At 70.3% G+C, this 13,370-nt stretch carries 10 protein-coding genes and 1 tRNA gene; 5 read left to right on the top strand and 6 right to left on the bottom strand.

What is annotated here, in order from left to right; genetic code table 11:
- Nucleotide 1 precedes the first annotated feature (1 nt).
- Both ACIBLC_RS04750 and ACIBLC_RS04745 read left to right on the top strand, forming a co-directional pair.
- Nucleotides 2-469: an SUKH-3 domain-containing protein gene (locus tag ACIBLC_RS04750; RefSeq protein ID WP_399209186.1), complete on the top strand. Its 468-nt coding sequence runs from the start codon at nt 2-4 to the stop codon at nt 467-469.
- 65 nt (nt 470-534) lie between these two features.
- Nucleotides 535-1,857 (top strand): lanthionine synthetase LanC family protein, encoded by a 1,323-nt coding sequence (locus ACIBLC_RS04745; RefSeq protein WP_399209185.1) that lies wholly within the window; start codon nt 535-537, stop codon nt 1,855-1,857.
- Between the two features lie 7 nt (nt 1,858-1,864).
- Here the strand turns inward: ACIBLC_RS04745 and ACIBLC_RS04740 are convergent, their stop codons facing one another.
- The 3 genes from ACIBLC_RS04740 to ACIBLC_RS04730 form a co-directional block, all read right to left on the bottom strand.
- A complete protein-coding gene (locus tag ACIBLC_RS04740) occupies nt 1,865-2,521 on the bottom strand; it encodes a response regulator (protein WP_399209184.1) in 657 nt (218 codons plus the stop codon).
- Nucleotides 2,518-3,837, bottom strand: a complete 1,320-nt coding sequence (locus ACIBLC_RS04735) for a sensor histidine kinase (RefSeq protein WP_399209183.1) — start codon at nt 3,835-3,837, stop codon at nt 2,518-2,520. Before ACIBLC_RS04735 ends, ACIBLC_RS04740 begins: the two co-directional genes overlap by 4 nt.
- Before the next feature lie 114 nt (nt 3,838-3,951).
- Entirely contained in the window at nt 3,952-6,180 is a 2,229-nt protein-coding gene (locus ACIBLC_RS04730) for an MMPL family transporter (RefSeq protein ID WP_399209182.1), read from the bottom strand.
- 600 nt (nt 6,181-6,780) lie between these two features.
- Between ACIBLC_RS04730 and ACIBLC_RS04725 the strand changes: the two genes are divergently transcribed.
- The gene (locus ACIBLC_RS04725; protein ID WP_399209181.1) at nt 6,781-8,649 is read left to right on the top strand and encodes a serine/threonine-protein kinase; all 1,869 of its coding nucleotides are present in this window, start codon (nt 6,781-6,783) and stop codon (nt 8,647-8,649) included.
- An 81-nt stretch (nt 8,650-8,730) separates the two neighbouring features.
- Nucleotides 8,731-10,665, top strand: coding sequence for an FHA domain-containing protein (locus ACIBLC_RS04720; protein ID WP_399209179.1), 1,935 nt, complete (start codon nt 8,731-8,733; stop codon nt 10,663-10,665).
- A gap of 123 nt (nt 10,666-10,788) precedes the next feature.
- On the opposite strand, the gene ACIBLC_RS04715 is transcribed toward ACIBLC_RS04720, so the two are convergent.
- Nucleotides 10,789-10,862: transfer RNA gene (locus ACIBLC_RS04715), tRNA-Pro, on the bottom strand.
- A gap of 203 nt (nt 10,863-11,065) precedes the next feature.
- Here ACIBLC_RS04715 and ACIBLC_RS04710 point away from each other — a divergent pair.
- Nucleotides 11,066-11,737 carry a VOC family protein gene (locus ACIBLC_RS04710; protein WP_399209178.1) on the top strand — a complete coding sequence of 224 codons (672 nt, stop codon included), beginning with the start codon at nt 11,066-11,068 and terminating at the stop codon, nt 11,735-11,737.
- A gap of 112 nt (nt 11,738-11,849) precedes the next feature.
- Here ACIBLC_RS04710 and ACIBLC_RS04705 read toward each other — a convergent pair whose 3' ends face one another.
- Entirely contained in the window at nt 11,850-12,209 is a 360-nt protein-coding gene (locus ACIBLC_RS04705; protein WP_399209177.1) for an MmcQ/YjbR family DNA-binding protein, read from the bottom strand.
- A gap of 184 nt (nt 12,210-12,393) precedes the next feature.
- Nucleotides 12,394-13,296 (bottom strand): LysR family transcriptional regulator, encoded by a 903-nt coding sequence (locus ACIBLC_RS04700; protein ID WP_399209176.1) that lies wholly within the window; start codon nt 13,294-13,296, stop codon nt 12,394-12,396.
- Nucleotides 13,297-13,370: the final 74 nt, after the last annotated feature.

Below are 13,370 nucleotides of genomic sequence, written 5' to 3'. Positions count from 1 at the left end.
GATGACCGACATCACCGGCACACCCCGCTTCCCACCCGGCGTCGAGGCCGTCCTGCGCGGCGCCGGGTGGTATCCGGGACGCCGGATCGACATCGGCCCCTGGCAGCGCTCGCTGCGCGGATTCCACCTGCACGGCGCGGCCGAGGAGTTCCTCCGCGAGTTCGGCGGCCTCCGGGTGCGGATCAGCGGACCGGGCATCACCTGTGCGCGCCAGCCCTTCGACACCGACCCGGACCTGCTCAGCGACGAGGAGGAGCTCTTCACCTATCTGTCCGACCGGTACGGCCGGGCGTTCTGCCCGGCGGGCGAGTACGCGAACGGCGAGATGCACCTGGCCGTCGACGCCGAGGGCGTGATGTACCTGGTCATGACGTGGGTACTGCGGCTCGGGCCCGTCGACACCGCCCTGGAGTACCTCGTCACCGGAGTGGCCGGGTACGAGGTCGATCCGCCCGACGACACGGCGTGACTCGGCGGGCCCGGAGGCGAGGGTGTGCCACCGGGCCCGCGATCACGCGGTTGTAGCGTGGCCCGGTGACGGAGAGCGGCGGTTATCGGGAACTGGGCGAGGCGGCCTGGTCGTGGGTGCTGGACCAGGTGCGGGACGACGAGGGGCCCTGGCTGCCGGAGGCGGTGACGGAGGACGGCCCCGACGCGGTGCCCGCGAAGGACCGCGACTGCCTGTACTCCGGGATCGCGGGCCTGGCCCCGGTACTGGCGGAGATCGCGCGGTACCGGGAGCCGAGCGAACGGGAACGGACCCTGGCCGCGGGGATCGTGGCCCGGCTGTCGGCCGGGGCGGAGCACAGGACGGAACCCTCGCTGTACGACGGGCTGGCGGGCGACGCGACGGCGCTGAAGCTGCTCGATCCGGGCAGTGAATCGGTCGCTCTGCGGCGGCTGGCCGACCTGACGACCCCCGAGGGCTGGAAGACGACCGTCGAGTTCGAACCGGGTTCGGACGCGCCCCTGAACGACATCATCATGGGCACCGCGGGCATCGTGCTGACCGCGGTCTGGGCGGGCGGTGACTTCGCGGAGGGGATCGCGACGACGGGCGGCGAGGCCCTGCTGCGGGCGGCGGACCGCACGACGGCGGGCCTGGACTGGGGAATCGGGGCGACCACGGAGTGGCGGGCGCCGAACTACTCGCACGGCACCGCCGGGGTGGCCGCGGCGCTGGCGGTGGCCGGCGCCGCGCTGGACCGTGAGGACTTCGTCGAGGCCGCCGTGCGGGGAGCCCGACACGTCCTGTCGGTGGGCTCGTTGGAGGGCGACGGCTTCGTCGTCCCGCACACGATCCCGCCGTCCAAGCGGGAGGTGGAACCGGTGACCTACACCTGGTGCCACGGTCCGACCGGTACCTCGCACCTGTTCACGGCCCTGTCCCTCGCAGGCGTCACCGAAATCGCGGGCCACGGCGTCGACGAGCTGCGGCAGCGCTGTCTGACCTCGGTCCTCACCTCGGGACTCCCCGAGCGACTGCGCCCCGGCTTCTGGGACAACGACGGCCGCTGCTGCGGAACGGCGGGCGTGGGCGACGTACTCCTGGACGCGGCTCAGGACTGTGCCGGAACGGCGCGCGCGGACACCTTCGTCCAGGCGGCCCGCACGATGGGCGACGCGCTGGTGGAACGGGCCGAAAGAGACCAGGAGGGGGCCCGCTGGCGCTTCCTGGAACATCGCGCGGACCCGCCGCTCCTGCCACCGGGCACGACGTGGATGCAGGGAGCGGCGGGCATCGCGGCGTATCTCCTCCGCCTCGACCGGTTCCTGGAGACGGGCCCGAACGCGGTGGTGGTGGACCGTCCCGACCAGTGGTGGGCGGTACCGGCGCGGCTGCGGAGTTCGAAGTGATCGTCCGTCAGGCGGGGCGGACGAGCCCTGTGTCGTAGGCGAAGATGACCGCCTGGACCCGGTCCCGCGCGCCGATCTTGGTGAGGATGCGGCTGACGTGGGACTTGACGGTGGACTCGGCGAGGTGGAAACGCTCGGCGATCTCGGTGTTGCTCCAGCCGGTGGCGATGGCGGTGAGCACTTCGGCCTCGCGTTGGGTGAGGTCGGCGAGCCGGCGCTCCTGTTCCGCGGTGGCGCCGGGCAGTTGGTGGGTGTAGGCGTCGATGAGCTTGCGGGTCAGGCCGGGGGCGATGACGGCGTCTCCGGCGGCCACCGCGCGGATACCGGCGACGAGTTCCTCGGGCAGGGCGTCCTTGAGAAGGAAGCCGCTGGCTCCGGCGCGCAGGGCGGCGTAGGCGTATTCGTCCAGGTCGAAGGTGGTCAGGACGAGGACGCGGGAGCGGCCGCCGGAGGTGACGATGCGGCGGGTGGCCTCGATGCCGTCCATGGCGGGCATGCGGACGTCCATCAGGACGACGTCGGGGCGCAGTTCGGCGCTCATCCGGACCGCCTCGCCTCCGTGGGTGGCTTCGCCGACCACGGTCAGGTCGGGATGCTGTTCCAGGAGCATGCTGAAGCCGAGGCGTTGCAGGGCCTGGTCGTCGACGATGAGGACGGTGGTCATGCGAGTCGCTTCTCCGTGACTGGCGGCGGGGTGGTGGTGGGGAGGAAGTGGGCGCGGACGGTCCAGCCGCCTCGGGGGTTGGGGCCGGCGGCGAAGGTGCCACCGTAGAGGGCTACGCGTTCCCGCATGCCGACCAGCCCCTGCCCGCCGTCCTCTTCACCGGCGGGTGGCGGCGGGGTACGTGGCGGGCCGGTGTCCTCGACCACGAGGCGTACGGCGGTGTCGTCGACGGTGACGGTCACGTGGACCGTGGTGTCGGGGCCGGCGTGCTTGAGGGTGTTGGTCAGGGCCTCCTGGAGCACGCGGTAGACGGCGAGTTGGAGGCCGGGGGCGAGGCCGGTCGCGTCACCGTCGGCGTGCAGGGTGAGGGTGGGGCCGGCGGCGCGGACCCGGTCGAGCAGGGGTCTGAGGTCGGCGAGGGACGGCTGAGGGGCGAGCGGGGTGTCACCGGGGGTGTCTTGCTCGTCGTCGATGACGGCGAGGAGACGGCGCAGTTCGGCCAGGGCACCGCGTCCGCTGTCGGCGATGATGCGGAGGGTCTCGGCGCCTCGCTGCGGATTGTTCTCCGTGAGGCCGGCGGCACCGCCCGCGAGGCCGACGATCACGGCGAGGGTGTGGCCGAGGATGTCGTGCATCTCGCCGGCGACGCGGGCGCGTTCGGCCGCGGCGGCGAGGCGGGCGCGCTGGTCGCGCTCGACCTCAAGGCGTTTGGCGCGTTCCTGAAGCGCCGCGATGTAGGCGTTGACGACCCGGGTGACCAGCCCCGCCGCGGCGACCGCCGCCACCAGTGCCGACTGCACGATGGCCAGCACCGGAGTCTGCAGGTCGGACGACTGGCCGCCGCGGACGACGACGCTCACGGAGGTCTGAGCGACGGCCACCGCCAGGCAGAGGGCCAGTTGGACGGGACGGACGCTTCGGCCCACGTTGAGCAGTGCCACGATGCGCGCGGCTTCCGAAGCCGTGTCGGCGTCCAGTGCCAGGGCCACCAGGGAGACGGCGGAGGTGAGGGCGAAGATCAGGACGGGTTGCCGCGTCCGCCACAGCAGCGGGACACACAGACCGGCGGTCAGCCCCAGCATCGTCGGCACGCCGGGTCCGATGCCGTCCGCCGAGTCCCGCACGGCGGTGGCGCCGAGTATCGCGCAGAGCAGGGGCATCGCCCATCGCCTGACCCACGGATGTGTCAGGTCCGCCCGCCTCACCCGCATGAGCCACTGCATGACCGCGAGGTCGGAGCGGCGCTGCGGCCCGTCCAGCAGGGTCTGGAGCGCCAGGGAAGGATCCGATGTCCCGGGAGCGGTCGGTGCGGTCACGTCGTACGCCTTCTCGATGCGGGGGCCGCCCGCCGCTCCCTCACGGATGGGAGCGGCGGGTGGTCAGGGCGGATGCGGGCCGTACGCCCTGCTGCGGATCGTACGGCCGGTGCCTCAGCTTCTTCCGGTGGGCAGCGGCGTCGTCTCCCGCGTCTTCTCGGTCTCCTCTGAGTCCTGTTCCAGCAGGTGCCGCAGCTTCTCCCCCTCGACATCCACGTTGGGCAGTATCCGGTCCACTCGTCGGGGCAGGGCCCAGGCGCGGTGGCCGAGCAGGGCCATGACCGCGGGGACGATGGTCATCCGGACGACGAAGGCGTCGAAGAGCACGGCGGCGGCGAGCCCCAGGCCGATCGACTTGACCAGTGCCGTCTCGCTGAACAGGAATCCGGCGAACACGGAGATCATGATGACCGCCGCCGCCGTGACGACGCGGGCGCCGTGCCGGAACCCGGCGAGGACCGCTTCCCGCGGCTCGGCCCCGTGGACGTACTCCTCACGCATCCGGGTGACGAGGAAGACCTGGTAGTCCATGGCGAGGCCGAACACGACGCCGACCATGAAGATCGGCAGCACGCTCACGATCGGCCCGGTCTGGTCGACGCCGAAGAGGTCCGCGAGCCAGCCCCACTGGAAGACGGCGACGACGACCCCGAGGGTCGCCAGGACGCTGAGCAGGAATCCGAGGGCGGCCTTGAGCGGGACCAGGATCGAGCGGAAGACCAGCAGCAGGAGGACCAGCGCAAGGCCGATGACGATCGTCAGGTAGGGAATGAGGGCGTCGCTCAGCTTCTTGGACACGTCGATGTTGAGGGCGGTGGTGCCGGTGACCATCAGCTCGGCGCCGGTGTCGTCCTGGAGAGCGGCTCCCCGGTCGCGGATGTCGGAGACCAGGTCGACCGTCTCCTCGCTGGTGGGTGAGCTCTTCGGGACGGCGCGGATCAGGGCCACGTCGCCAGTCGTGTTGAAGGTCGCGGGGCTCACCGAGGCGATGTCGGGCAGGTTGTCGAGCAGGGCGACCGCGTCGGCGGCCGCGGCCTTGGGGTCGTCGCCCGCGCGGGCGTCGACGACGACGGTGAGGGGGCCGTTGAAGCCGGCGCCGAAGCCGTCGGTGATGGTGTCGTAGGCGGTGCGCTGGGTGCTGTCGGGTGTGGCGGTGGCGTCGCTGGGCATGCCGAGTTGCAGCGAGAAGGCGGGGAGGGCGAGCAGGATCAGTGCGGCCACGGCGCCCACGAGGACCTTCACGGGGTGGCGCAGGACGAACCGCGCCCAGCGCACCCCCATCGGCTCGCCCTCGCCACGCTCCTCGATCGCACGCATACGGCGCGTCCTCAGCTTGCCCGCCGTGATCCGCGTACCGGCGAATCCGAGCATCGCGGGCAGCAGGGTCAGAGCGATGACCACGGCGACGACGACCGCGAACGCGGCGCCCAGACCGATGTCGGTCAGGATCCGGATGCCGATGACGCTCAGCCCCGCCAGCGCGATGACCACGGTCAGCCCGGCGAACACGACCGCCGATCCGGCCGTCCCCAGAGCACGCCCGACGGCCTCCTCCGGCGCGCGCCCCTCCCGCAGCTCGCCGCGATAGCGCGAGACGATGAACAGGGAGTAATCGATGGCCACCGCGAGGCCCAGCATCAGTGCCAGCGTGCTGGTGTTGGAGCTCAGGTCGACGAACGCGCCGGCCACGGAGATGCCGCCGATGGCCGCGCCGACGCCGAAGACCGCGGTCAGCAGCGGTAGCCCGGCCGCGACCAGCGAACCGAAGGTGATGACCATCACCAGGGCGGCGATCACGATGCCGATCAGCTCGGCCGCGCTCTGCGCGGGCTCCTCGTTGACGGCCGTCCCGCCCATGCTCACGGCCAGGCCGGCCTGCTCGCCCTGCTCGGCGACGCGCTCCAGGTCGGCGCGGGCGGCGTCGGTGACGTCGGCCTCCGCGACCTTGTACGTCACCTGGGCGTAGGCGATCGTGCCGTCCTCGCTGACGGCGGCACCGGTGTAGGGGTCGGCGACGCTCGCGACCTGCGACGCCGCCTTCAACTCGCCGACCAGGGACTCGACTTCGGCCTTGTTGGCCGCGGAGGTCAGCGTCTGGCCTTCCGGCGCCTCGAACACCACACGGGCCGTGGCCCCGTCGGCGGACACCTGCGGGAACTCCTCCTTCAGCAGGTCCACCGCCCGCTGGGACTGTGTGCCGGGGACGGCGAAGGTGTCCGCCGTCGTGGTGGACACCGTGGCCGCGCCTATGCCGACGACGGCCAGCACGGCGATCCACAGCATCAGGACGAGCCGTCGTCGTCGGTAGGAAAACCGGCCGAGCCGGTAGAGGAACGTGGCCACGGAACACTCCCGAAGAACATGCAGGGGGCGGGAAGACGCTGGAAAAGAGGCCGACGCGACCTCATGCGATCACGCTAGGAGCGCCTGGCGGCCACTCGGCGGCACCGCGGAGGTGAATGTGGCCGTGCGGCTAGTACCCGGGTACTAGGGGCCCGTCATCCACCCGGGGTACGGGGCGATGGCCAGTGGATCGCGCGCCGGTGAGCGCCGCCTTGAAGGCGACCAAGAAGTTCCCGGGGGCAGAGGAGTTCTCGGGGGCAGAGGTCGAACACTCCATCGAGGTCCACCCACTGAATATGTGGAGCGCGGTCGGCGATCAACGGGTTGGACCACGAGCCCAGTTGCCGGTCGATCAGACTCAGGCGGAACCGCGCAGACTTCGGCACTCACCACCCTCGCACGGCAGTACGATCGTCACCGGACGGACGCGGGCGGGCTCGTCCTCCCGTACACCATCCTGATCTTGCGACAACGACACGGCGCTGCGATCCGGCGGACGACAACGGTTCCGCCGAGAGCGGTCGTGCGCAGGGATCGACTCCAACGGCCGCATCCGCGCTCCGCCGAGCCACTTGCGTGACGAAAGGAAGATTCGCCCCGATGGCCAATGAGGACTCCGGGACCGAAGAGTCGGGCCCCCCGCGGGTGGTCGCCGGCCGCTACGCGCTGCTGTCGCCGCTGGGCGCGGGCGGCATGGGCACCGTGTGGCGTGCCCACGACCAAGTGTTGCAGCGCGAGGTCGCCATCAAGGAGGTCCGGGCGCCCGTCGGGCTGGCCGCGTCCGCCATCGAGCGGATGTACACGCGGCTGGAGCGCGAGGCGTGGGCCGCGGCCCGGGTGTCGCACCGCAGCGTGGTGACCGTCTACGACGTGGCCATGGAAGAGGGCCTGCCGTGGATCGTCATGGAGCTGGTACGTGGTCAGTCCCTGGCCGACCTGCTCAAGGCCGAGGGCCCGCTCACACCTCAGCGCGCCGCGTCGATCGGTGGTGAGGTGCTCGCCGCGCTCCGCGCCGCCAACGAGGCCGGTGTGCTGCATCGCGACGTCAAGCCGGCCAACGTGTTGATGGCCAAGGACGGCCGGGTGGTCCTCACCGATTTCGGCATCGCCGTGGTCGAGGGCAGCACGGCGCTCACCATGACCGGCGAAGTCGTCGGATCGCCCGAATTCCTGGCTCCGGAGAGGGCGTTGGGCCAGCGGCCGGCCTTCGCGTCGGACCTGTGGTCGCTCGGCGTGCTGCTGTACGCGGCGGTCGAGGGGAGTTCGCCCTTCCGTCAGAACACCCCGCTCAGCACCCTGCGGGCCATCGTGGACGCGGAGTTGCCGCCCGCCCGCCGGGCCGGGGCCCTCACCCCGGTCATCGAAGGACTGCTGCGCAAGGATCCGGACGAGCGCCTCGGCGCCGAACAGGCCGCGCGAGAGCTGCGGTTGGTCAGTGAGGGTGGCAACCTCGAAGCGGAATCCGTGCCGCAGGCCGCTTCCTCAGCGTCCGTCGCGGCAGAGTCCGAGACTCAGTTGACGACGCAGTCGTCGTTGACGCAGGCCGAGACGCAGTTCACAACTCAGGCGTCCCCGGCCCAGGCCGAGACCCAGCACACGACACAGACATCCCCGGCCCAGGCCGAGACCCAGCACACGGCACAGGCGTCTCCCGCCGCCCAGGCCGAGACCCGGCACACGGCCACGCACCCCTCGCAACAGCTCTCCACCACGCATTCCCCGGCACAGCCGATCGCCACGCAGCCCGCGGCACAGGCGATCGCCGCGCAGCCCGCGGCACAGGCGATCGCCGCGCAGCCCGCGGCACAGGCACAGCAAGCCGCCACGCAGCTCTCGTCGCAGCCGACGCCCACGTATCCCGCGGCACCGGATTCCCCCGCTGCGGGAACACCCGCGGCCCCCTCGCGGCGCAGCCGGCGCAGCACTGCCCTGGTGGCGGCAGGCGCGGTCCTGTGTGTTCTGGCGCTGGCCGGAGCGGGATACGCCCTCATGAACAACGGGGACGGCGGCGGAAAGTCCGACACCACCGCAGGCGCCGGTTCAACCACTTCGGATGCCGACGACGCCTCGCAGAACGCCGACGAAGCAGCCGCCCCCGACACGGGGGACGGCGGGCAGGACACCTCCACTTCCGAGGGGGTGCAGATGAAGGTGACGGGTTCCCAGACGACATACTCGGGACAGTGCCCGCCCCCGGACGGAGAAGCGCCCACCTTCACGGCGACGTTCGCGGTGGACCGGCTCCCGGCGCAGTTCTCCTACCGGTGGGTGTCCACGGACGGCTCGGTCACCGATGAGGAGTGGCGGACGCTGTCGTTCCCGAACGGCGGAAGCCTCACCAAGCAGGTCAGTGTCAGCCTGACCACCTGGGCGAAGGCCGGAACGTTCGAGAGCGCGATCGGTGTGGAGCTCAATGCCCCTCTTCAGGGCAGGTCCAACATGGTGCCTTTGTCACTGACGTGCGCGTGAGCGACGGCTCCGTCGTCATGCCGGATCAGCCGTGTCACGCGGCCCCTTTTACCTGTTGAGTGTCGTCCGCTAGGAGTATGAGTGCCATCGGTCATCGTGGGCCAGACGGGTCCCTTCACCGGTCAGAGCGTGGTTCTGAGCGCTGAACCACTGACGTTCGGCCGCAAGAGCGACAACGGCGTCGTGATCGTCAGTGTCAGCGCCTCCCGTCTGCACGCCGAAATCCTTCAGGAGGACGCCGACTTCGTCCTGTACGACCGCAGCCGGAACGGCACCTTCGTCAACGACGAACGCGTCACACGGCATGTACTACGAGCCAATGACCGCATACGGATCGGTGACGAGACCTTCCTGTTCGAGTCGCAGGAGGCCATGGAGACGGTCATGGACCTCTCCCTCCTCGACATGCCCAGGGCCAAGGCCTCCGAGGACCCCGGTCTGCTCCGCGTCACGATCACCGGCGGCGGGCCTGTCGGCCTCGCCTTCGCGCTGATGCTGGAGAACACGCTGCGCGGGCGGGTCGCCATCAAGATCTACGAAGGCCGGTGGATCAAGAACGGCTCATCCGTGGTCTGGAAGGACGAGACCCACGGAAACACCCGCCGCCAGCAGGTCGTGACCATCCAGAGCCGGCAGTACCTCGCCCTGCCCGAGGAGATGCAGTCGGCGCTGTTCGACTCGGGTGACTACACGGAGATGTGGCCCGTCGGACCGGACTCCGTGGAGGGCAGGCCTCCCCGCAACATCCGGATCGCGTACGTCGAGGACCGCTTGCTGGACCTGGCGAACAAGAGCAGCGCCATTCGGCTGATACCGCAGCGGTTCGACCCGACGGAATACCAGGGGCGGCTCGCGCAGGAACACGTTCTGGTGGTCTGCGAGGGCGGACGGTCCCGCACCCGGGAGCACTACAAGGACCGCTTCGGCGCGGCCGACGCCTCGATCTATTCCCTCGAAGGCGACCATCTGCAGGACGTGGTGCTGGGGCTGCGGGTGAAGTCCCCGCTCTCCGATCCGATGAGCGTGCTGCTGACCGTGTCCCAGAACAGATTCCTTCTCAACTCGCTGCGCGGCGAAGGCTTCTTGAACATGCGCCTCACGCGCGAGGAGGCCAAGAACGTCGTCGGCATCGATCCGGTCCGTCAGGTCTTCGAGGAGTGCATCGCCGCCCGCCCCTGCGTGATGAGCCGTGAGGAGGACAACGAGTTCCGCTGCCCGACGCACGGAACCCTCTTCCTGCCGGCCCTGCTGCGCAGTTCGCCGCTGTGGAAGCGGATCCGGGAGGGCCTCAAGCTGTTCGGCATGTCCGAGGACGAGCTCACCGCTGTCACGTCGTTCCGGCTGGACATGGTGCAGCGGCCGCGGTTCACGGCGCAGCTGAGCCGCACGACTTCGACGACTCCCGGGACGTACGGCTTCCTGCTGGGCGACGCGGCCAACGCCATCCACTTCTGGCCCGGCCGCGGCCTCAACAGCGGTTTCGCCTCCGCCACTTCGCTGGCCCGCTCACTCAGCCGCGCATGGCGGGGAAAGCCGCTGCGTGACGCCGACTTCATCCGGCACGAGGCGGCGATGTCCATGCTGCAGTACCGGCACAAGAGCCGGGCCTGGAACGCCATGGTCACCACCGATGAGCAGGGCGCCACCCGCGCCATCAAGGACATCATCGCCCGCAGTATGGAACCGGTGCCCGGCGTCGGCTCCGAGCCCCAACAGGCCCATCTCGACGCCCTGTTGGAGAGGATGAGCGCGATACGCGCGCGGCTCGCGCCCCGCATGCCCGGTATGCCCTCCGACGAGGAACTGCGCAGCCACCTCTCGACGCTGGATCCCGCCACGCTCCGCACGCTCCAGGAGAGCGGTGCGTGGGACACCCTGATCGTCGGCGGCGAAGAGGCCGACATCGATCTCTTCTACCAGTCGGACTCCCCCGTCTATGTCCCTCGCCCCGCCGATCCGCGGAGCCTCCCGTCGGGCCCCGCGCCGCAGGACGCCTCGTCCGCGAATCCCGCCTGAGCCTTCGGCGGATCTCCCGGCGTCAAGACCGAACGGGATGTCAAGGACGCCGGTTCCCAGGAACGGCCAAGGGCCGGTTTCGGAATTCCTCCGAAACCGGCCCTGACCTACGACTCTCACGAGTCGGGACGACAGGATTTGAACCTGCGACCCCTTGACCCCCAGTCAAGTGCGCTACCAAGCTGCGCCACGTCCCGGTGCTCGTCTGACCTGGGGTTTCCCCTGGCCGAACACGCACGGAAACAATACCGCACTCGCGCCCCTGATCGCGCCCGCGTTTGCTCGACGACCGCCTGAGTGCGGTGACGCTGTCGGAGATCTTGGTGTCCGGACTTGATGGGAGGATCGTTGAGCCTTTATGCGCTGCTACTACTCGAATCGTTGGAGGAACGACTTGGCCATGGACAGAATCAGTGATCGCGAGGTTCTCGACGCCATCGAAAAGGATCTGGGAGACTGGCGAAAACTCGCTCAGCCGATCGCTGCGCGTTACCGTGCGGCGGACTCCACGTCCGCAGCGGCCTTCGTCGCCGCCGTCGCGCGGGCCGGCGCCCAGGCAGGGCATGACGTGCCGGAAATCCAATGTGCAGGCCGCCTGGTCGATGTACGTCTGTACAGCGTCGGCGAGAACGGCGGACGCTGGATCACCGCGAAGGACCTGGAGCTGGCATCCGCCGTCACACGGTTGGCCCGGGACGCGGGTCTGACGCCTGTGCCCACCGAGGTACAGCAGATCGAGCTCGCCCTGGATACGGCAGATGACACAAAGGCCGGCCCCTTCTGGGCCGCGTTGCTCACGGGCGATGTCGGCAACACCGTCTTCGACTCTGTCTTCGACCCCACCCATCGCGCTCCCTGCCTGTGGTTTCAGGCAACCGACAGCCATCCGGTGCCACGGCAGCGTTGGCATCTGGATGTGTGGCTGGCGCCGGAGGTAGCTGAAGGACGGATCAGCGCGGCCGTGGCTGCGGGCGGGGTGGTGGTGGACCGGTCTCACGCGCCGTCGTACACCGTACTGTCCGACCCGGAGGGAAACAGAGTCTGTGTCTGCACGGCGGTGGGACGCGACTGAAGAGGCGCTCATCAGGAACGTTCGTCAGAAGGGGGCCCGCCTGGACAACGGCCGGCGACTCGCCCGCACCAGAGCGAAGGGACTTCGGCGCTCTGACAACGCCTCGGGAGTCTCAGCCGACGGACGGCAGGCCCAACTCCGGGTAGGAGTCGAGCAGCCGGGTCGGAGCGGCCTGACGCCAGGAGTCGGCGAGGATGTCGCGGAGTTCGGCATCGTCCTCCAGGGCCGCGAGGCGGACGCGGACCCAGGCGAAGCCCGCCTCATGGTCGGCGATCCAGAACTTCCCGGGCTCGGCCCTGGCAAGCTCGTCCCGCTCCTCCTTCGGACAGCGCACGGCGATGGAGGTCTCCTCCTCGGGCAACGTGGCGAACATCTTCCCCGCGACCCGGAACGTGGGCATGTTCCAGGCGATCCGCTCCGTCGTGTCCGGCAGGGAGAGGGAGATACGGCGTACGTCTTCGGCATCCGGCATGACAGGCACCGTAACCAATGGCACCGACAATCACGCCGGGCGGCCGTTTCACCCTTTTCGGCTTCGGGAGCCGTCCGAAAACACCGAACGACGCCCAGCGACGCCCAGCGATGCCAACCGCCACCCGACCGCACCGCACCGCACCGCACCGCACCGCACCGCACCGCACCAACAATCGGCGCCCCTACCCCTCCGCAACCCCCTGAAGCGCATCCACCACGGGCCGAATGAGCGGATGCCCCTCCGCCCCCCGCCGCACCGCCGCGAAGACCCGGCGCGTCGGCGCCACCCCGTCCACCGGGCGGACGACCACACCCGTGAGGTCCATGCCACGCAGCGCCGAACGCGGTACGAGTGCCACGCCCGCGTCGGCCGAGGCCAGGGCGACGACCGCCCGGAAGTCGTCCGAGGAGTGTTCGAGGCGGGGTTCGAAGCCGGCGCTCTCGCAGGCCAGGACGACCACCTCGTGGCAGGGGTTGCCGGGGTAGGGGCCGATCCAGGTGTCCTTGGCCAGCTCGGCGAGCGGCACCTCGTCGGCGTCGGCGAGGCGGTGGCCGACCGGGACCACCGCGTCGAAGGGCTCGGCGTACAGCGGCACGTGGGTCAGGCGGGGGTCGTCGGCCCGTGGCGCCCCGCGGTACTCGACGGCGACCGCGACATCGACCTGCCGGTCGAGGACCATCGGCAGGCTGGCGTCACCCTCGGCGTCCTGGACGCGGATGCGGATGCCCGGCGCCGACACGGCGAGGCGGGCCACCGCGGGTGCGACGACCAGGGCGATGCCGGTCGCGAAGGACGCGACGGTGACCGTGCCGGCCGCGCCCGAGCTGTAGGCGGCGAGCTCCGCCTCCGCCCGCTCCAACTGCGCGAGGACCGTGTTGGTGTGGCTCAGCAGGATCTCACCGGCCGGAGTCAGCCTTACACCCTTCGCGCCGCGCTCCACCAACCGGTGACCCGTCTCCTGCTCCAGGGCGGTCAGCTGCTGGGAGACGGCCGAGGGCGTGAGGTAGAGCGCGGCGGCAGCCGCCGTCACCGTGCGGTGGTCGGCCACCGCACGAAGGATGTGGAGCCGCCGCGCTTCGATCATGTGCCCGATTCTCTCAGGTCGGGCGAACCGGACCGGCCCAGCTCGGGTGATCACCGGACCGGACCGCCCAACCC

The sequence above is a fragment of the Streptomyces sp. NPDC050535 genome (assembly GCF_044457665.1).
Taxonomy (GTDB): Bacteria; Actinomycetota; Actinomycetes; order Streptomycetales; family Streptomycetaceae; genus Streptomyces.
The sequence above is the reverse complement of the archived record's forward strand: the minus strand, read 5'-3'. Positions and strand labels throughout refer to the sequence as shown.